Source organism: Methylolobus aquaticus (assembly GCF_054172105.1).
The window spans coordinates 73,946-92,648 of sequence record NZ_JBSYXP010000011.1 but is presented as its reverse complement, the minus strand read 5'-3'; the positions used below and the strand labels follow the sequence as shown (position 1 = coordinate 92,648).

At 62.1% G+C, this 18,703-nt stretch carries 17 protein-coding genes; 10 read left to right on the top strand and 7 right to left on the bottom strand.

What is annotated here, in order from left to right; translation table 11 throughout:
• Positions 1 to 840: a ferritin-like domain-containing protein gene (locus ACW73L_RS15315; protein ID WP_498923241.1), complete on the bottom strand. Its 840-nt coding sequence runs from the start codon at positions 838 to 840 to the stop codon at positions 1 to 3.
• 120 nt (positions 841 to 960) lie between these two features.
• Positions 961 to 1,710 (bottom strand): triose-phosphate isomerase, encoded by a 750-nt coding sequence (tpiA, locus tag ACW73L_RS15310; RefSeq protein ID WP_498923239.1) that lies wholly within the window; start codon positions 1,708 to 1,710, stop codon positions 961 to 963.
• A gap of 195 nt (positions 1,711 to 1,905) precedes the next feature.
• On the opposite strand from tpiA, the gene ACW73L_RS15305 reads away from it, so the two are divergent.
• The 8 genes from ACW73L_RS15305 to ACW73L_RS15270 all read left to right on the top strand — a co-directional run bounded on the left by ACW73L_RS15305 (position 1,906) and on the right by ACW73L_RS15270 (position 10,248).
• On the top strand, positions 1,906 to 2,544 hold the full coding sequence (locus ACW73L_RS15305; protein ID WP_498923237.1) for a transaldolase family protein: 639 nt from the start codon (positions 1,906 to 1,908) through the stop codon (positions 2,542 to 2,544).
• Positions 2,545 to 2,735: 191 nt separating this feature from the next.
• Positions 2,736 to 3,911 (top strand): 4beta-methylsterol monooxygenase, encoded by a 1,176-nt coding sequence (gene sdmA, locus ACW73L_RS15300; RefSeq protein ID WP_498923235.1) that lies wholly within the window; start codon positions 2,736 to 2,738, stop codon positions 3,909 to 3,911.
• Between the two features lie 10 nt (positions 3,912 to 3,921).
• Positions 3,922 to 4,908, top strand: coding sequence for a sterol demethylase protein SdmB (gene sdmB, locus ACW73L_RS15295; protein WP_498923233.1), 987 nt, complete (start codon positions 3,922 to 3,924; stop codon positions 4,906 to 4,908).
• A gap of 220 nt (positions 4,909 to 5,128) precedes the next feature.
• On the top strand, positions 5,129 to 5,911 hold the full coding sequence (locus tag ACW73L_RS15290) for a GlcG/HbpS family heme-binding protein (RefSeq protein ID WP_498923231.1): 783 nt from the start codon (positions 5,129 to 5,131) through the stop codon (positions 5,909 to 5,911).
• A gap of 293 nt (positions 5,912 to 6,204) precedes the next feature.
• Positions 6,205 to 8,004, top strand: a complete 1,800-nt coding sequence (locus tag ACW73L_RS15285) for an NAD(P)H-dependent oxidoreductase subunit E (RefSeq protein ID WP_498923230.1) — start codon at positions 6,205 to 6,207, stop codon at positions 8,002 to 8,004.
• A 14-nt stretch (positions 8,005 to 8,018) separates the two neighbouring features.
• A complete protein-coding gene (locus tag ACW73L_RS15280; RefSeq protein WP_129884735.1) occupies positions 8,019 to 8,744 on the top strand; it encodes a 2Fe-2S iron-sulfur cluster-binding protein in 726 nt (241 codons plus the stop codon).
• Positions 8,734 to 9,276 (top strand): NADH-quinone oxidoreductase subunit B family protein, encoded by a 543-nt coding sequence (locus ACW73L_RS15275; RefSeq protein ID WP_129884674.1) that lies wholly within the window; start codon positions 8,734 to 8,736, stop codon positions 9,274 to 9,276. The genes ACW73L_RS15280 and ACW73L_RS15275 overlap by 11 nt, the downstream gene beginning before the upstream one ends.
• Positions 9,277 to 9,423: 147 nt before the next feature.
• Complete coding sequence (locus ACW73L_RS15270; RefSeq protein ID WP_498923228.1) at positions 9,424 to 10,248, top strand: undecaprenyl-diphosphate phosphatase; 825 nt, start codon at positions 9,424 to 9,426, stop codon at positions 10,246 to 10,248.
• Positions 10,249 to 10,332: 84 nt separating this feature from the next.
• Here ACW73L_RS15270 and ACW73L_RS15265 read toward each other — a convergent pair whose 3' ends face one another.
• The 5 genes from ACW73L_RS15265 to ACW73L_RS15245 all read right to left on the bottom strand — a co-directional run bounded on the left by ACW73L_RS15265 (position 10,333) and on the right by ACW73L_RS15245 (position 16,349).
• Positions 10,333 to 12,069 (bottom strand): ABC transporter ATP-binding protein/permease, encoded by a 1,737-nt coding sequence (locus tag ACW73L_RS15265; RefSeq protein ID WP_498923226.1) that lies wholly within the window; start codon positions 12,067 to 12,069, stop codon positions 10,333 to 10,335.
• Between the two features lie 109 nt (positions 12,070 to 12,178).
• On the bottom strand, positions 12,179 to 13,306 hold the full coding sequence (dapE, locus tag ACW73L_RS15260) for a succinyl-diaminopimelate desuccinylase (protein ID WP_498923225.1): 1,128 nt from the start codon (positions 13,304 to 13,306) through the stop codon (positions 12,179 to 12,181).
• A gap of 85 nt (positions 13,307 to 13,391) precedes the next feature.
• Entirely contained in the window at positions 13,392 to 13,964 is a 573-nt protein-coding gene (locus ACW73L_RS15255) for a DUF2726 domain-containing protein (protein ID WP_498923224.1), read from the bottom strand.
• 211 nt (positions 13,965 to 14,175) lie between these two features.
• On the bottom strand, positions 14,176 to 15,294 hold the full coding sequence (locus ACW73L_RS15250) for a PilT/PilU family type 4a pilus ATPase (protein WP_498923222.1): 1,119 nt from the start codon (positions 15,292 to 15,294) through the stop codon (positions 14,176 to 14,178).
• Between the two features lie 20 nt (positions 15,295 to 15,314).
• Entirely contained in the window at positions 15,315 to 16,349 is a 1,035-nt protein-coding gene (locus ACW73L_RS15245; RefSeq protein ID WP_129884680.1) for a type IV pilus twitching motility protein PilT, read from the bottom strand.
• A 689-nt stretch (positions 16,350 to 17,038) separates the two neighbouring features.
• On the opposite strand from ACW73L_RS15245, the gene ACW73L_RS15240 reads away from it, so the two are divergent.
• Positions 17,039 to 17,836: a hypothetical protein gene (locus tag ACW73L_RS15240; protein ID WP_498923220.1), complete on the top strand. Its 798-nt coding sequence runs from the start codon at positions 17,039 to 17,041 to the stop codon at positions 17,834 to 17,836.
• 12 nt (positions 17,837 to 17,848) lie between these two features.
• Positions 17,849 to 18,493, top strand: a complete 645-nt coding sequence (locus ACW73L_RS15235; protein WP_498923218.1) for a methyltransferase domain-containing protein — start codon at positions 17,849 to 17,851, stop codon at positions 18,491 to 18,493.
• The last annotated feature ends 210 nt before the right edge of the window (positions 18,494 to 18,703 follow it).

The following is an 18,703-nucleotide window of genomic DNA, read 5'->3' as shown; positions in this document are numbered from 1 at the left end:
TCAAGTTCCGGTGTCAATGGCGCCGCGCTGCGCAGCCGCCGCGAGTTCGGCCAGTTCCGTGTCGGTGAAACCTGCCTCACGGCGGGCCTCGAGATTGTAGGGACCGCGGAGCGCCCCCCGCAGATGAAGCCGCAACTGACGGCGGTACTCGTCCTCCGGTGCGACGCCGCGCTGCTCGCACACCCAGCGGAACCAGCGGCTGCCAAGGGCGACATGCCCGACCTCATCGCGCAGGATCACCTTGAGGACTTCGCAGCTTTCGACGTCACCGACCTGCGCGAGCCGGGCGATCAGGCCCGGCGTCACATCCAGTCCACGCGCCTCCATGCCGCGCGGCACCAGCGCGAGGCGAGCCGCCAGATCATGCGCGGTGTCCGCGGCGACGTCCCAGAGGCCCCGATGCGCCGGAAGGTCACCATATTCGGCGCCGAGCGCGTTGAGACGTCGACGGATCAACTCGAAGTGTTCCGCCTCCTCTCCGGCGACCCGGAGCCAATCGCGATAGAACAGGTCAGGCAGACCTCGGAAGCGGTACAGGAGATCCCAGGCCAGCGAAACGGCCGTGAACTCGATATGGGCCACGGCATGCAACAGGGCGATCCGGCCTGAATCGGTCTGCAGGTTGCGACGGGGCAATTGTCGGGGATCGACTAAGTTCGGCCGATTCGGGAATCTGGCGAAAGTGATCGGCGCGGGCGGTCGCCCGTCGTCGGCGCCATTGGTCGAGCCCCCATCGAGGAAGCAGCGCACGGCCCAGCGTGTCTCGGCAATCCTGGCATCAACCGATGTGGCGGTGAGGACCCGTTCCGCGGCTTCGAAAACCGATCGGGGTACGTTCATGCGTGCCGGGTGAACGGCGTTTTCTGCTGAGTGGCAACTGGACGCCGTAGAGCGGCGCGAGACCGACAGCCCAGGCTACATAAGCCAAGGCTGCCGGTTATGGCTGCGAGGACGAAGGCTTTAGAACGCCTTGACGATCCCGATGAAATCACCTGCCTCGAGCGATGCGCCGCCGATCAGGCCGCCATCGACGTCCGCATTCGCGAACAGCTCACCTGCATTGGACGGTTTGCAGCTGCCGCCGTACAGGATCGAGATTTCGTTGGCGACGGCCGCACCGTACTTCTCGGCCAGCACGCCACGAATGTAGTGGTGCATTTCCTGCGCCTGATCGGATGTCGCGGTGACACCCGTGCCGATTGCCCAGACCGGCTCGTAGGCGATCACGATGCGGGAGAACTGCTCTGCCGAAAGATGGAACAACGCATCGGCCAATTGGGTCTTGACCACACCGAGGTGCAGGTTCTGTTCCCGTTCGCTGAGGACTTCGCCGCAGCAGAAGATGGGCGTCAGACCGTTTGCCAGCGCCAGATCGACCTTCTTCGCGAGAATGGCATCGGTTTCACCGTAGTATGCCCGACGCTCGGAATGGCCGAGGATCACATACTCGATTCCCGCCGACTTCAGCATGGCGGCGGACACTTCCCCGGTGTAGGCCCCGCTGCTCTCGGCGGCGCAGTTCTGGGCGGCAATCGAAACCGTCTTGAGCACCTTCTTGACCTCGGTCAGGTGCAGGAAGGGGGGCGCCACGACCACCTGTGCACCGCCGCTCAGCGCGGAGGCCATCTGCTCCACGGCCTGCGCCAGAGCCACGCCTTCCTGAAGGGTCTTGTTCATCTTCCAGTTGCCAGCGACGATTTTCTTTCTCATGCGATTTTTCCATTGAGTAGAAGGAATTGCGGCAGGGCGGGCGCCGCGACCAGCCGGCAAAGATGCGCTCGCGCCGGTTGCTTGTCAACCGGCAACGAGGCTCCCCGGACCGCCGCCGGCGCTGGATTTGCCGGTGTCGCCCCCGTTACACTGCAGTGTCGAAACCCAACCCGCTTATCTCGCCAGGAGCATCGCATGGCACTGTTTCTCGATTCCGCCAGCGCGGACGACGCGCGCATCGCGATGACGCTCGGCTTCGTCGCCGGCATCACGACCAATCCGACCTTGATGGCCCGTGTACCCGGTCATCCGGAGAACATCGTGACCGAACTGGCCGACATCTGCCCGGGCCCCGTCTTCTATCAACTAACCGGAGGCAGCGTGGAGGAACGGGAAGCGGAAGGCCAACGCCTGTTGGAGCGCCGTCCGAATATCGCCCTAAAGATCCCGATGACGACCGAGAATCTGGCCCTGGCGACCCGATTCGCGCGCGCCGGGGCGAAAGTCGGCATGACCGCCAGCTACAGTGCCGCACAGACGTATCTTACCTGCGAAGCCGGCGTCACCTATTCGATTGCTTATGTGAATAGGAGCACTCGCCTGCAAGGCGATGGGCTGGCCCTGGTCACCGCAATGCGCGATGTGATCGACGCCTGCGACACGTCGACCACGCTGATGGTCGCGAGCCTGAAGTCCGCCGCCGAGGTGGTTCAATCCGTCATCGCCGGCGCTCATCACGTGACGATTCCCCTGCCCTTGCTGCTGGAACTCGGCAATCATCCACTATCCGATCAAGCCATCGAAGACTTTGCCCGTTCGGCCGCGCCCCACTGAACGGGGGGCTTGCACCGTCGACCCGTAATGCGCCCTGACCGCCCAGACGGATGCCCCTAACACAGACGATCCGGCCCCCATTGTGTTACTGTCTACGGGGTTTTGCCCCAAAATACGGCTGACCGACCGACTCCGCCCCGACCTTCAACCGGACATCCCACGGAACTGTCCGCTGCACGCGTGATTTCCCTATGACGACTGACCTGTCCGACGCCATCGACAACCCGATCGACAGCATCGAACGTTCCGAAGATCCCGTCACCGGCGCGTCCCACGGGGACGGAGGCGCCGTTCCGGAACTGCCGCGCAGGCGACAAGTACGCACCGTGGGCCCGAACGGCAATTTCTGGTATGTCGTCGAACTCGGCAAGAATCTGAAGCCCGGGGATGTCCGGCGAGTTCGGTTCTGGAAGCAGGACATCGCCGTGTTCCGCGATAGCGACGGTGAATTGCATGCGGTGGAAGACCGGTGTGCGCACCGGCAGTTGCCGCTGTCATCCGGTTTCGTGGACGGCAAGACACTGGTCTGCACTTATCACGGCTGGAAGTACGGCGGATGCGGCACCTGCATGGACATCTCGCACGAGTTGGGGAAGGGCCGCACGCGCCTCCCCAAGATCCGGATCCGCAGCTACCCGATCAAGGAGCAGTGGGGCTTGGTGTGGCTGTTTCCTGGCGATCCCGACCGGGCTGGTGACGTGCCGCTGCCGACCATCCCCCAGCTGGAAGGCGACCAGCCGTGGCCGTTCGTGCCGATTGTGGCGACGATCAAGGCCCATTTTTCGATGATCGTCGAGAACGTCTGCGACTTCAATCACGAATATCTGCACCGCCGCAAGCAGCCGTTCGTCAAGCCGACCCTTCGGGAATGGAAGCGTGAGGGCGACTGCATTCGCGTGCACTACGACACCGAATTCGAACACAGCGCCGTGGCCAAGCTGTTCATGGAAGGCGGAGCCAAGGACCTGAACGACATCGAGATTTGGTACCAGTACCCCTACCAGGGATCGGATATCGGTGGCAAATACATCCATTGGCTGTTCATGCTGCCCGAGGATGAACGCACGACGCGCTGCTTCTTCGTGTTCCTGTTCGGACCGATCCACCTCCCGTTGCTCAATCGCAAGATGCCCGAGTTCCTCCGCAAGCCCATCCTGTGGATCACCAACAAGCTGTACATCGAGCCGTTACTGGGCGAGGACAAGTGGGCGCTGGAACTGGAACAGGAGGGTTTCGATCGTCACCCCGATGCGGCCCAGATCGAACTGAACCCGGCGTTGCTCCATTTCCAGAAGATGTCGCTGGAGAAATGGGAGGAGTACACGCAGCCCCCGGCACGCAATCGCCGACAGGCGCGCATCGGTTGAACCGGCAGTAATGACGACCCTCGTAACCGGGGCGACTGGTCACCTTGGCGCCAATCTCGTGCGGGCGCTGCTCGACCGGGGCGAGCGCGTACGGGTCTTCGTGCGGCCGCAAAGCGACCTGACCGGACTGGACGGTCTGCCGGTCGAGCACGCCGTCGGCGACCTGAAGGATCGGCGTTCGATCCGCGCGGCACTCGACGGGGTGGAACGGCTCTACCACACGGCCGCCTTCGTCAGTATACGGGACGGCGACCGGCAGGAACTGTTCGACGTCAACGTCATCGGCACCCGCCACCTGATGCAGGAAGCGCGCCGGGCCGGCGTGCGCCGCGTGGTGCATACCAGTTCCTTCGGCGCCGTCGGCATCAATCCGGCCGGCGCCTCCAACGAGCGCTGGACCGTCAGCCCATTCGAACTGGCGTCCGATTACGAGCGCACCAAGGCGGTGTCGGAACACGATGTCATTCTGGAAGCCCTGCGCGGCCTCGACGTCACGATCGTCAATCCGGCCGCAATCGTCGGCCCGCATGACTTTCGCCCCAGCCTGGTCGGCCGCACGATCCTCGATTTCGCGCACGGACGAATGCGGGCCTACGTACCCGGTGCCTTCGATTGGGTCCCCATGCGCGACGTCGTGGCCGCCGAATTGCTTGCCATGGAGCACGGAGTGCGCGGCGAGCGTTACCTGGTGACCGGAGAACACCGCTCGATCGACCAGATCCTCGACTGGCTGCAGGAACTGACCGGCACTCCGCGCCCTAGAGCGGCCATTCCGCCGCGCCTGATGCAGACGCTCGCGCTGCTGAAGGATCCCCTGGAAAAAAGGCTGATGCCCGGCAAGGCGCCGCGCTTCAATTATCACTCCATCCGCTTGCTGAATTCAGGCAAGCGCGGCGACTGCACCCGTGTGCAGCGCGAACTGGGCCTGGAACCCACGCCCACCCGTCAAGCCTTTGCCGACGCCGTGGCCTGGTTCCGCGAACGCGGCTCGATCTAGTCCCAACCGACGACGTCGGGCCCGCCGCGGCCCGGCCTCCCCATTCCGCCGCACATCCGGACTTTGATCCGCGGTAAGGCTGATATACGCAAATTTACGTATTGTCTTATTGCATACGCGCGTGTTATCAAACGCCACGCGCGGCAGTGCGCCCCGCGAGCTCCGGAGACCTCGTCTCTGCCGTATCGGCAATAATCAATAATCAAAAAGGATCAAAGATATGCGTCTAACTGTTAAGCTCACGGGGATTAGCTTGGCCCTGTTCGGCCTGGTTTCGGGAACGGCATACGCCACCGGTTGCGACGGATTGCCTGATCATGCGGCGCTCAAAACCGCACTGGACGCCTCCGGGGCAACGAACAAGGACATGAACGGGGGGTTTGGCCTCAATATGTGGGGCACGGTCGTGAACCGCGACGGCGTCGTGTGCGCCGTCGCCTTCACTGGTCAGAACCGGGGCGACCAGTGGCCTGGAAGTCGCATTATTTCCGCCGCCAAGGCGTACACAGCGAATGCCTACAGCCTCCCGGGACTTGCCCTTTCGACCGCAAACCTCTACGGCTCCGGTCAGCCCGGCGGAAGCCTTTGGGGGCTTCAGTTCAGTCAGCCGACGGGCGTCGGCGCCAGTACCGATGCCTACAAGGGTCCGGCCAAGGATTTCGGCCAGCCGAATGACCCGCTGGTCGGCAAGCGCGTTGGCGGGCAGATCGTCTTCGGCGGTGGCTTTGCTCTCTACAACGCCGCCGGCAAGATCGTCGGAGCACTCGGCGTGAGCGGCGATACCTCATGCAAGGACCACAACTTCGGGTGGCGCGCGCGGCACGAACTCCAACTGGATCACGTACCCGGCGGCGTTAGCGGAGACCCGGCGCGACCCGACAACATCATCTATGACATGGGCGCGGCATCGCAGGGCAACGTGACCAGCCCAAGCGGCTTCGGACATGTGGACTGCGGCCTCGGCGAGAAGGCCATCAGCGCCAATCTTCCAGTCGTACCCTAGTCTGATCGGCGCGGCACTCCGTCAGCCGACGCGACACTGAAGGCATGCCGTCGCCCGTTTGGGCGATGGCCTTGCCGATCGAGACCGGCCCAAGTCCTACCGGCCTCCCCGCTCGGCAACCGTCAGCCCGGTGGCCGTTGCGTGACGCGACGAGCCCTCTCATCAGGCTGGGCCGTCGGAAACAACCTGTTTACGCATCCACCGTCCACACGCCATGCTGCAGCCGCACAATGCGGTGATAAGGCGGTACAATTCCGCATCCAAGAATAGGGCCGACCCGCGGGAGGAAACCGATGCCGTCCACGCCCAGTGACATGAAGACCATCGCCGACATCGTCGCGCGACACGATGCCGATCCGACGCGGCTGGTGCAGATTCTGCGCGACGTCCAGTCGACCTTCCGCCACATACCGGCGGCGGTCATGGATCGGCTTGCGGCACAGTTGAGCATCGACCGCGCTCAGGTACAGGCGGTCACGGAGTTCTACACCTTCTTCTCAACCGAGCCGCGCGGCCGCTTCGACATTCTGATCAGCGATTCGATCACCGATCACATGCTGGGTAGCCGTGAAATCGCGGCGTATCTGTGCGAGCGCCTTGGCGTCACGCCGGGACAAACCCGCGCCGACGGGCAGGTCAGCGTCGATTTCACCTCCTGCACCGGCATGTGCGAGCAGGGTCCAGCCGGACTGGTCAACGGTTATACGTTGACCAACCTGACTCGCGACCGGGTCGAGCGCATCGTCGAACTGGTCAATGACGACACTCCCGTCAGCCAGTGGCCCCGCGAATTCTTCGCCGTCAAGGACAACATCCATCGCGCCGATCTGGTGCTGGGTACCAAACTCCAACCCGGTTCGGCCTTGCGCTGGATGTTCCAGCGAGGCCTCGATTCCACGCTTGACGAGATCGCGAAATCCGGACTGCGTGGCCGCGGCGGCGCCGGTTTCGGCACCGCGATGAAATGGAAGTTCTGCCGAGAGGCAACAGGCTCGGCAGAACGCTTCGTCGTCTGTAACGCCGACGAGGGCGAACCCGGCACCTTCAAGGACCGCGTACTGTTGCAGAGCTATGCGCATCAGGTATTCGAAGGCATGACCGTCTGCGGCGCCGTGATCGGCGCTCGGCGCGGTTACCTCTACCTTCGGGGCGAGTATCTCTATTTACACGAGCCGCTCAACGCCGTGCTCGCCGAACGGCGCCGCGCCGGACTGCTTGGATCCAACATTATCGGCCGCCCCGATTTCGAGTTCGACATCGAGATCCGTATCGGCGCCGGCGCCTATATCTGCGGCGAAGAGTCAGCCCTGATCGAGTCAATGGAAGGCAAGCGCGGCGTGCCCCGCAACCGCCCACCCTATCCGGTTACCAACGGCTACCTCGATCAACCGACGGTGGTCAATAACGTCGAAACCTTCGCCGCAGCGGCCTTGATCGCACTGAAGGGCGGCGCGTGGTTCAGCGCCGCAGGAACCGAGAAGTCCAAGGGCACCAAGATTCTCAGTATCGCCGGCGATTGCGCCCGACCGGGAATCTACGAATACCCCTTCGGCACGACCATGGCGCAGATCCTCGCCGATTGCGGCGGCACCGGGGCGATGGGTCTGCAGATCGGTGGGCCCTCCGGTATCTTCATCGGCGCTCAGGAATTCGAGCGCGTCCTAGGTTTCGAGGATCTGCCCACTGGTGGTTCATTCATGATCTTCGACCAACGCCGAGACGTGCTCGAGATCGTCCGCAACTTCACGCATTTCTTCGCGCACGAGAGCTGCGGATTTTGCACACCATGCCGAGTCGGCACTTCGCTGCTGAAGAATCAGCTCGACAAAATCTGCGCAGGCCACGGCGGCAAGGCCGATTTGGCGGAGCTCAAGCACATTTCCAAGCTGGTGCGGGCGACCAGTCACTGCGGCCTCGGGCAGACCGCGGCCAACCCCATCCTGAGCACGCTCGAGCGCTTCCCGGAACAGTACGAGCAACGCTTGAAGGCTATCAGCTTCGAACCCGGTTTCGATCTGGACGGCGCCCTTGAAGTCGCTCGCCGTATGTCCGGACGCGACGACGCGCACGCTCATCTCGCACAGGAGGCCTAACCGTGACCGAGCACATGCTGACAATCGATGGCCAGCGCATCCCGTTTACCGAGGGACAAACCATCATCGAGGCGGCGACGGCGGCCGGGGTCTACATCCCGCACCTGTGTCACAACCCCGAATTCAAGCCACACGGCAGTTGCAAGCTCTGCACCGTCAAGGTCAACGGCCGGAACTGCTCCGCCTGTACCTTTCCGGCTGCTGATGGCCAGGAGGTCCTGAACAACACGCAGGAACTCAACGAAACGCGCCGAACCATCACGCAGATGTTGTTCATCGAGGGGAACCATTTCTGCCCGTCCTGCGAAAAGAGTGGCAACTGCCAACTGCAGGCCGTCGGCTACTACCTCAACATGCTCGATGCGCACTTCCCGTTCTTCTACCCGAGCCGCGAGGTCGACGCCTCCCATCAGGAGGTCATGCTGGATCGCGACCGCTGCATCCTGTGCGAGCTGTGTGTGCGGGCGAGCCGGGATGTCGATGGGAAGAACGTGTTCGCTCTGTCCGGGCGGGGGATCAATTCACACCTGATCGTCAACTCGACGACCGGAAAACTGAAGGACACCGACATCAGCGTCGACGACAAGGCGGTTCATGTCTGCCCGGTAGGCGCCATTCTGATCAAGCGCAAAGGGTTCGAGGTGCCGATCGGCGAACGGATCTACGACGGACAGGATATCGGGCAAGTCAGTCTTGAACACGAGATGCCGATCGTCGAGGAGGCGGAACATGGCCGGTAAGATCAAGGTTGCGACGACGTCGCTGGCTGGCTGTTTCGGCTGCCATATGTCGTTTCTCGACATCGATGAGCGGATCCTGGCCCTGGCCGAAATCGCGGAATTCGACCGTTCGCCGCTGACCGACATCAAGCACTGCAGCGATCAGGTCGACATCGGCTTAGTCGAAGGCGGTTTGTGCAATGCCGAGAACGTCCACACGCTGCGCGAGTTCAGGGAGTCCTGTAAGATCCTCGTGGCCGTGGGTGCCTGCGCGATCAATGGTGGTTTACCGGCCATGCGCAATCACATCCCCTTACAGGAGTGCCTCGAGGAATCCTATCTCGACGCGGTTGGCGTCGAGAACCCGCAGATCCCGAACGATGTCGAGCTCCCTCTGTTGCTCAACAAGGTTCACCCCATCCATGAGGTCGTGAAGGTCGACTACTTCCTGCCCGGTTGCCCACCGTCAGCCGATGTGTTCTGGAAGTTTCTGACCGATCTCGCATCTGGGGCCGAGCCTAGCCTGCCCTACGAACTCGTTCACTACGATTGAACCCGGCTTCTTGCGTCCCGCCCGACACGTTCGCCGGGACGCCACCAGTCGCCAGTCCGACCCACACGTAGCGCTTCCCGGCGGCAGCGGCTCGGCGATGCTGTCTCTGTCCCACTCCCTTTTTGTCACCGTAACGCTTTCATCCTTATGGAATGGACCGCTTATATCGATGCGCTGATCCTCGGCATCGTCGAAGGACTCACCGAATTCCTGCCGATTTCCAGCACCGGACACCTGATTCTGGTCGGGGAGTTGCTGGGCTTCAACAGTGAGAAAGGCAAGCTGTTCGAAATCTTCATCCAGACCGGCGCAATCCTCGCCGTGTGCTGGGAATATCGTGCGCGCCTGCTGCATGTCGCGACCAGCCTGACCAAAGACCCTGCCGCACGGCGATTCGTCGCGAACCTGTTGATCGCCTTCATCCCCGTGGCGGTGCTGGGTCTGCTGTTCGGCAAGGCCGTCAAGCACCACTTATTTCATGCGGTACCCGTTGCGACGGCCTTCATCGTGGGCGCACTGGTGATCCTCTGGGCCGAGCGACGGACGCACCGAATCACCGTGGAAACCGTCGATGACATGACTTGGCGCGACGCCTTGAAGCTGGGGCTGGCACAGACCTTCGCGTTGATTCCCGGCACCTCGCGCTCGGGCGCGACCATCATTGGTGGGTTGTTGTTCGGACTGTCGCGTAAGGCCGCTACCGAGTTCTCGTTCTTTCTGGCGATCCCGACACTGTTCGCGGCGACCGCCTACGACCTCTACAAGACCCGCGGCCTGCTATCGACCGATGACATCGGCCTCTTTGCCGTCGGCTTCGCTGCGGCCTTCATCAGCGCGTTCGTTGCCGTACGCGCGCTACTCCGCTTCATCGTCCGTCATGATTTCACTGCATTCGCGTGGTACCGGATCGTGTTCGGCCTGCTCGTGCTCGCGACCGCCTACTTCGGCTGGGTCGACTGGAGCAGCACTTGACGCGAGGGCAGCGGCGCGACAGCGCTCAGGGCTGACGTTCACGGCGTCCCGCGGCGCAAACACCGCAGGGAACACCAGAGCGGGCTATGCGAGGCTCGTAGCTCCCCCGGACAGTTCCGGGTCCGGGCCCGGCTGCTCGCCCTCAAGCCAGCGCCAGTGCCATCCGCCATCGACGCTGATTTCCAGAACCGCGTCATAATGCTCAAGAAGATCATTGGGATCACCGATCGCAACGTAGGTGATGGAATGATCCGAAAGCATTTTCTGGATCCTCTGGATTTGCTCGGCGCTGAGCGCGGTGCAGACGCGGTCCAGAAACGCAAACTGGGGCTCGGCGAGAACCAGACGCGTGAATGCCAGCAGCTGCTCCTCGTCGAGCGACAGGATTCTCGCCCAGTCCTGCTCCGTGTCCAAGCCGCCAGCACGCTGCAATACACCCTCGAGATGCAGCGCCTCCAACACACCCAGGATTCGCTCATCGGAAACGTCGTGCTCGTCGCCGCTGCGCACCAGTAATTCGCGCAGGGTCCCCGGGTATAGATAAGGCCGCTCCGGCAAGAACCGGATATGGTCGAAGCCGGGACGAATGATCTTGCCGGACCCGGTATCCCAGATACCGGCAGTCGCACGGAATAGCGCAGCCTTGGCGGCCTTGTTAGGGCCCAGGATCAGCAGACGAGTACCCCGCGGCACCGAAACCGTGAGTTCCTTGAGCAGCGGTCGCCCATCTTCCGGAGAAATCAGCGTGACCCGCTCGAATGCGATACGACCATGATCCTCCACCACCTCGATGGTCGGCACGTCTGCGGTGTGTGTCAGTTCAATAGCCTCACCGAGCACGTCGAGCCGCGACACCACCGCGGCAAACGATGCGATCGACTGGAACTGCGTCACGATCAGCGAAAAAGCCCCGACGAGCTGCGCGAACGCCATCGATGACTGGGTGATGATTCCGAACTCGGCCTGACCATTGATGAACAGCGGCGCCACGACCAACGCCGGAAGCAGAAGCGCCAGATAGTTGTAGCCGGTGCTGAAGAAGCCGAGATTGCGGTTGACCCGGATAATCTTCTGAAGATTTTCCGCCCATTCATCGATACCGCGTGACAGGCGGCGCCGCAGGCGGCCCTCGCGTCGGGACAGGGCGACCGGCTCGGCATTCTCGCGTACGTAGATCAGATCGGATCGGAAATTGGCTTCCTTGTCCAATTGAGCGGAGTTCAGACCGACCAGCGGGCGCCCCAGGAACACCGCCATATAAGTCCCTCCGGCTGCATACACGACGGCGACCATGAACAGCAGCGGGCTGATCGACCACATGACGCCGGAGAACGCGGCAACGGTCAATAGCCCATTGAGGGTCATCAGAGCAAAGGACAGCGTAGTGACTGTGAACGAGCGCACATCGTCAGCGATGCGCTCGTCGGGATTCTTGATGTCGCCGTTAACCTTTAGGCTGTAGTAGGTGCGGTCATTGATGTACTCCGCGACCAGACGCCGCGTCAGCTGTTCCCGCCACATGAGACCCAGCCGCTCCTCGGTGTACCGATACAGCACGGCAATGACGGTGGTCGCGCCGAGCACACCGATGTAGATCAGGGCATGGTGGATGAACTCCGACATACTCCGGTGCTCGATCGCCGTCATGAAGTCCCGGCCAACATAGCTGTTGACGACATTCAGGCCATTGATCAGCAGCAGAAAGACCAGCAGCAACGCGAACAGAGCGATGAGGACCCCGCGGAACTCAGGCCCGGCGAAGGTTTGCATGACCCGAGCGAAGCGGCCCCAGTTCAGTTGATCGAAGAGCGGGCGATACATAGAAGCTCCCGGATTATTCTTGTGTTTCCTTTAGGACCGCCGCAGCGCCGAGTCCCCTGTCTTCAGTGCCTTCCGGCACCGGCCGAGCCGACCCGAGCCAAGTCCCGGCCTAGACCAGCAATTCCTCCAACACGGCCTGGTAAAGACTCGACAGCCTCTCGATGTCGGCCACAGGGATACACTCGTTGACCTTGTGTATCGTGCCATTCAAGGGCCCCAGTTCCACGACCTGAGCGCCGGTCGGTGCGATGAAGCGGCCATCCGAGGTACCTCCCCCCGTGTCGGGACGCGGCGGCATGCCGACGACTTGGGTCACCGCACGCTGGACGGCTTCCACCAGCACCCCACCCTCCGTCAGAAAAGGCGCGCCTGACAAACGCCAGTTCAGTTCATACTCCAGGCCGTGGCGATCGAGCACCGCTCGCACCCGCTGCTTGAGTTCGTCGGCCGTCGTTGCCGTGGAGAAGCGGAAATTGAACTGGGCCTCGAGACGGCCGGGGATGACGTTCTCGGCACCGGTGCCGGCGCGCAGGTTCGATACCTGGAAACTGGTCGCCGGAAAATAGTCGTTCCCATGGTCCCAGACCGTCGCGGCAAGTTCGGCCAGGGCCGGCGCAAAACGGTGGATGGGATTGCTGGCCCGGTCCGGATAGGCGACATGACCCTGGACCCCAAAAACACGCAGTTCGCCGCACAGCGATCCGCGGCGGCCTACACGAATCACGTCGCCGAGCTGCTCGAAACTCGAAGGCTCACCGATCAGACACCAGTCGATTTTTTCTCCCCGGGCCTCCAGTACCTCGACCACCTTGACGACGCCATCGGTCGCCGCGCCTTCCTCATCACTGGTCAAGAGCACGGCGACCGAGCCCTCATGGCCCGAATGTGCGGCGACGAAACACTCCAGCGCGGTCACCATCGCCGCAACGCCGCTCTTCATGTCGGCGGCGCCCCGCCCGTACAGGACGCCGTCGCGAATCTCCGGCTCGAACGGCGGTGACACCCAGTCCTCCAGCGGACCGGACGGCACGACATCGGTATGTCCCAGGAATGCCAGCAGCGGCGCTGCCGTTCCGCGGCGCAGCCAGAGGTTCCTGGTGTTTCCGAAATTCAGCCACTCGGCATGAAAACCAAGCGGCTCGAGACGGGCCACGACGAGATCCATACAGCCGGCGTCGTCGGGGGTCACCGAGACTCGACGCATCAATTCGAGGGTGAGGTTCAGGGTATCGGACATGATTCGGTTCACAATTGAACGTCGGCGCGGTGGAGCGCAGTCCCCAAGGCACGGAAGCGACGGTGGAAACGGGTATTGATGGCGCTCATCCCAGGTCCAGATCATCAAGGCTCGAGATATGCGGCTCCCGGCGGCCATCGCCCTGACCTTCCTGGACAGGACCGGGCCGCAACGCGGTGAGGACTGCTTCACGCAAAGCAGCCGTCTCGTAGATTGGCGCCGCTTCGACTTCGATGAGCGGCAGACCCGCGGCATCGCAGACGCCTCTTAGCGACAAACCCAACGAGTGTGCACGGCCGGCCGCGCGCTCACGCGGGACTACGACCACGGCGGCCAGTGCCGTCAAATCGCTGGGGCGACACAGCACGAAAGCGAACGGTTGTGCCGCAGCGTCCGCGAAGACAGCGGCCGACGCCCGGCTGATCGTGCCCCTGACGGGCGTTATCAAGTCGCTAACCGCAACATTGGGCATCAGTTCGAAGCGCTCGCCTACCGCCTGCTTCAGGGACTGGTACAAGGCGCAACGCTCCGGCGGCAGGGCGGTCTTGTGCCGTTGATAAGCCGGCTTACCGGCTCGGGCGCCGCGGCGGAAAAGCAGGAACAGCACAATGGGCACGATGACCAGAGCGGATGCAACGATCGCGATAAGCCCATTCATCGGCGTGACGGTTTGCAGGGAGATGGAAGCCGGTCGGCGGGCACCTAGCCTCGATGGGCCATAGGCGACGAGGCGAAGCGGATTATATCGGAACGGCTAACCTCCTGCGGGCCCTTTGGCGGCCCGGCCCCACCGCCCGGTGCCGGGCGTTCGATACGCTGAAGCCCGGTCCGCTATGGCGATCATTAAAGGCGAAGGGCAAGGTCACACCTCAATCGTCCATGATGTGCAGACCATCCGCGGCCTTCGCGAACTGGTCGATCGCACCATCCTGTCCCAGCTTGATCATCAACCGCACTTCGTTCTGCGAATCGGCCGAGTGGAGCGCGTCCTCGTAGGAAATCTTCCCGGCCCGATACAAATCGTAGAGTGCCTGATCGAAGGTCTGCATTCCGTGCTCGCGGGACTGCTTCATCAGCTCCTTGAGTTTATGGACTTCTGCCTTGCGGATCAGGTCGGAAGCCAGGGGCGTATTGATTAGGATCTCGATCACCGGGTAGCGCCCGGCGCCATCCGAGCGTTTGACCAATTGCTGGGCGATGATGGCCTTCAGGTTAAGCGACAAATCCATGAACAACTGACTGTGCATGTCCTCGGGAAAGAAATGCAGGATACGATCGAGCGCCTGATTCGCGTTGTTTGCATGCAGCGTGCTGAGACACAGATGCCCGGTTTCCGCAAAGGTGATCGCATGCTGCATGGTCTCGCGGGCCCGGATCTCGCCGATCAGGATCACGTCCGGCGCTTGCCGGAGTGTGTTCTTCAGCGCGACTTCATAGGATTCGGTATCGATCCCGACCTCCCGCTGGGTGACGATGCACCCGGCGTGCGGATGGACATACTCAAGCGGATCCTCGATCGTGATGATGTGCCCCCGCGAGTTCTCGTTGCGGTGCTTGATCATTGCCGCCAGCGAGGTCGACTTGCCGGTGCCGGTGGCACCTACGAACAGAATCAGCCCGCGCTTGGTCATCGCAAGCTCGCGAATGATCGGCGGCAGATTCAGTTCCTCGGTGTCGGGAATATGGGTCTCGATCCGTCGCAGCACCATACCGGGTGCGTCCTGCTGGAAAAAGGCGCTGACCCGAAAGCGCCCCAACCCTTCCGAACTGATCGCGAAGTTGCACTCCCGACAGTTATCGAACTCGTCGCGCTGTCGCTGCGTCATGATGCCATAGACGATCTCACGCGCCTGTTCACGTGTGAGTTTGGTCGCGGACAAGGGCTGCAGTGCGCCGTCCACCTTGATGGACGGCTCCCGCCCGACCGTGATGAACAGGTCGGAGGCCTTCTTGTGTGTCATCAGCATCAGCAGGGACTCGAATTCCATCGTCGTCACTCTCCCGACCGTCAGAACGCGGTCTTGTTGACCGCATACTCGCGCGCCGTCTGCTTCGCGACGACGCCCCGCTCAACCAATTCCTGCAGATGCTGATCCAAGGTCTGCATGCCATCGCGCCGCCCGGTCTGGATGGCCGAATACATCTGCGCGACCTTGTTCTCGCGAATGAGGTTGCGGATCGCGGGCGTGCCGACCATGATCTCCCAGGCGGCGGTTCGGCCACCCGCCGTCTTCTTCAGCAATGTCTGCGAGATCACTGCCTGCAGCGATTCGGATAGCATCGCACGGATCATGTCCTTCTCGGCGGCCGGAAACACATCGACGATACGGTCGACGGTCTTCGCCGCCGAACTGGTATGCAGGGTCCCGAATACGAGGTGCCCGGTCTCCGCCGCAGTGAGGGCGAGTCGGATCGTTTCGAGATCGCGCAATTCCCCCACCAGGATTACGTCCGGATCCTCGCGCAGCGCGGAACGCAGGGCTTCATTGAACCCCAGGGTGTCGCGATGAACCTCGCGCTGGTTGATCAGACACTTCTTGCTCTGATGCACGAATTCGATCGGGTCTTCGATCGTCAGGATATGCGAATAGTCATTGGCGTTGACGTAGTCCAGCATTGCCGCAAGCGTGGTCGACTTGCCGGAGCCGGTCGGGCCCGTGACCAGGATCAGGCCGCGTGGCTGCCGCGTGACGTCTTCGAAGAAGCGCGGGCAACCGAGGTCGTCCAGCGTCAGGACCTTCGATGGAATACTGCGGAACACCGCCGCAGCCCCGCGATCCTGATTGAATGCGTTGACCCTGAACCGCGCAACGCCGGGGAGTTCGAACGAGAAGTCGGTCTCGAGGAACTCCTCGTAGTCGCGCCGCTGCTTGTCGTTCATGATGTCGTAGATCAGCGCGTGGACTTCCTTGTGCTCCAGTGCCGGCAGGCTGATCCTCCGGATGTCCCCATCGACCCGGATGATCGGCGGCAGACCCGCCGACAGATGCAGGTCGGAGCAGCCGTTCTTGACGGCAAAAGCGAGAAGTTCGGCGATGTCCACTGCAGCATTCCTTCAATTGGGATTGCAGACCACGGATAACCCATCGAAACAGGCGGACTGATGCGACCGCGGCATCGTGCTGGGGATTATCGACCCGGCCAGAGCGGCGCGTGCTTGTCCGCCAGCACCCGGGGATGTATGGAAGTATAAGGCAGTGCGTCGATGCGACGACCTCACCCGATCGAACGGGTATCAGATCGCCCATAAAAAAACGGGACGCTTCGCTACGGAGCATCCCGTCATGAGAGGAGGATTTACGTACTCGCCGCGCTGATCTGCTGAGGATTTCAGTAAACGAGTGGTCATATGCTACAAACCGTAAGCATCTGATTCAATGTGACACTTTGTCGCACTGACAGTGAGGGAAATGCCACTTTGCGTTGCGGCTTTTGACTCATGGCCGGGGCCATACGAGGAATGACCGCCGACGAGGAGTAACGGCTTTGCATGCTCGTCGACGCACGACAAGCAAGGACCGTGAATTGTCATCTTGCATACGCTGTCTTCGTTATTGGTTTTGGTACATTTCACGGTAAGCGGCGCGCTTTCCTCGGTCGGAACGGACTAACGCCGGTTCTTCACTCTGCTGATTGGTGCGACGGCGCTTCGCGGCGCGAACTCAGCCGCATCCAGGCGGGCTGAACGCGATTGGCCGGAATGTCGACAACTCACTTTTCCGCGGGAGCCGATTGCCGTTCAAGGGATCTACGAGTCAACCGGCCGTTGCCCAATGCAGAACCAAGGTCAACATCGAGTCTGACCAAGGCATCGATTTCGGCCTGCTCGACTGCAAAACATGCCATCCGGAGTTTCCGATCGTCGCCGGCGTTCTGATCACGAACGGTCCGGACGATTTCGTGGATATCCGCGACGAAGTCTCGGAGACCCGTGTCGACAATGGCGCCAAACCGCGTTTGCTGTGCGAGTTGCTCGCAGCGGACAAGCCGAGCGAAGCTTTCAGTCTGCTGCTGAGGCCCGGTCGGCCCACACCGAACTTTCTGGCCGTCCCAAGACTGGCAAAGCGCGGACCGAGCCAAATCGAGATCGGAAGAGTGCGCCGTAGGCCGCTACACGAACTCCGTCCGGCACGACGCCTACAGGCTCTTGCCTATAAGTCCGTGCGAGGAAGGTTGACGGGCTGGACTTGCCGCCGCGCAGCCGATGTGCTGTTGAAGCGCCGCGAACGGTTGTCGGCGATGGACGTGATCGACTTCTACTACCGAACCTTTTCGCTCAGCGAGGTCGCAAATTACTTTGGCTATCGCTTCGGCCAACCGCGGCACCTGTCAGGATTGCAGCTTGCTTCGCATCTTCGGGCTCGCGGCGGCCCCACCATAGGCCTGCCCTGCGGCGCCGGGCATCTGACGCACCACTTTTCCTACCGCGCCGAAACGGCCGGCCCGGTCATCGGCGTCGACCGGGACTACTTCCGACTCTATCTCGCCCAGAATTTCGTCGCGCCCGATGCCGACTTCATTTGCCAATAGGTCGATCGCCCCTTGCCATTCCCGAAGGGTAACTTCGACAACATCTTCTGTTCCGACGCCTTCCACGTCATCCTCAAAAAGAGCGGATTCCTGCGAGAAGCTCGCAGGCTTATGTCGGAAGCCGGGGTGCTGGCCCTGGCCACGTTCGGCAACCGTGCCGTTCGGCCGCAGGAAGGATACGAACTGACCGCGGAAGGCTACCGCGAGCTCTTCCGCGATTCGCCCCATGTCATTTTGGGCAAAGACGAATTGCTGGGGTCCTACTTTGCAGGCACCGGCCCCGACTTTCGCCCTCGGTCGGACTTCCCGCCCGAGTTGCATGAACAGAAGTGGCTCAACGCCTTGTTAACGAATCGGTCAGACGATCTCCGTCAATACGGACGCAACACCCGACGGCCGCATCTCCTCGGCCGTATCGGAATCAATCCGATTCACCAGCCCGAACAGTGTACCCAGGATGGAGTGCTGAAGCTCCGCTTCAAGTTCCCTTCCGAGTGGTACGCCCACGGAGACCGCAAGTACACACGCTACGCCCCAAAATCGGTCGAACTGCCGCCGGCATTGCTCGACGCCATCGAGCACGGCACCGTAACCGAGGTATCCGAGTTTCTGGCGAGTCAGCTGGTCTTGGTGGGTTTGCCCGATCGCTATCTCTGAGCGGGCTACGGATCTCCATGCTCTCCCCTCAGGGCGCTACGTCGGCGATGAGGGGAAACAGACCGACAAAGCGTATCGGCCGACCCGGCACGCTCCTTTGGCAGCCCCCACGGTGAGTCTGCCGCCAAGCTCACGGTCGGTGTCGCGGCAGCAGCGGACGTCCGGGCTCGGCGCACGCCCATGCGACCGACTGCGGGAGGCTTCACGCCT

What these genes read in the sequence shown, in the direction of transcription:
- ACW73L_RS15315 (WP_498923241.1), bottom strand. Translation starts at nt 840, where the DNA reads ATGAACGTACCCCGATCGGTTTTCGAAGCCGCGGAACGGGTCCTCACC.
- tpiA (WP_498923239.1), bottom strand. Translation starts at nt 1,710, where the DNA reads ATGAGAAAGAAAATCGTCGCTGGCAACTGGAAGATGAACAAGACCCTT.
- ACW73L_RS15305 (WP_498923237.1), top strand. Translation starts at nt 1,906, where the DNA reads ATGGCACTGTTTCTCGATTCCGCCAGCGCGGACGACGCGCGCATCGCG.
- sdmA (WP_498923235.1), top strand. Translation starts at nt 2,736, where the DNA reads ATGACGACTGACCTGTCCGACGCCATCGACAACCCGATCGACAGCATC.
- sdmB (WP_498923233.1), top strand. Translation starts at nt 3,922, where the DNA reads ATGACGACCCTCGTAACCGGGGCGACTGGTCACCTTGGCGCCAATCTC.
- ACW73L_RS15290 (WP_498923231.1), top strand. Translation starts at nt 5,129, where the DNA reads ATGCGTCTAACTGTTAAGCTCACGGGGATTAGCTTGGCCCTGTTCGGC.
- ACW73L_RS15285 (WP_498923230.1), top strand. Translation starts at nt 6,205, where the DNA reads ATGCCGTCCACGCCCAGTGACATGAAGACCATCGCCGACATCGTCGCG.
- ACW73L_RS15280 (WP_129884735.1), top strand. Translation starts at nt 8,019, where the DNA reads ATGCTGACAATCGATGGCCAGCGCATCCCGTTTACCGAGGGACAAACC.
- ACW73L_RS15275 (WP_129884674.1), top strand. Translation starts at nt 8,734, where the DNA reads ATGGCCGGTAAGATCAAGGTTGCGACGACGTCGCTGGCTGGCTGTTTC.
- ACW73L_RS15270 (WP_498923228.1), top strand. Translation starts at nt 9,424, where the DNA reads ATGGAATGGACCGCTTATATCGATGCGCTGATCCTCGGCATCGTCGAA.
- ACW73L_RS15265 (WP_498923226.1), bottom strand. Translation starts at nt 12,069, where the DNA reads ATGTATCGCCCGCTCTTCGATCAACTGAACTGGGGCCGCTTCGCTCGG.
- dapE (WP_498923225.1), bottom strand. Translation starts at nt 13,306, where the DNA reads ATGTCCGATACCCTGAACCTCACCCTCGAATTGATGCGTCGAGTCTCG.
- ACW73L_RS15255 (WP_498923224.1), bottom strand. Translation starts at nt 13,964, where the DNA reads ATGAATGGGCTTATCGCGATCGTTGCATCCGCTCTGGTCATCGTGCCC.
- ACW73L_RS15250 (WP_498923222.1), bottom strand. Translation starts at nt 15,294, where the DNA reads ATGGAATTCGAGTCCCTGCTGATGCTGATGACACACAAGAAGGCCTCC.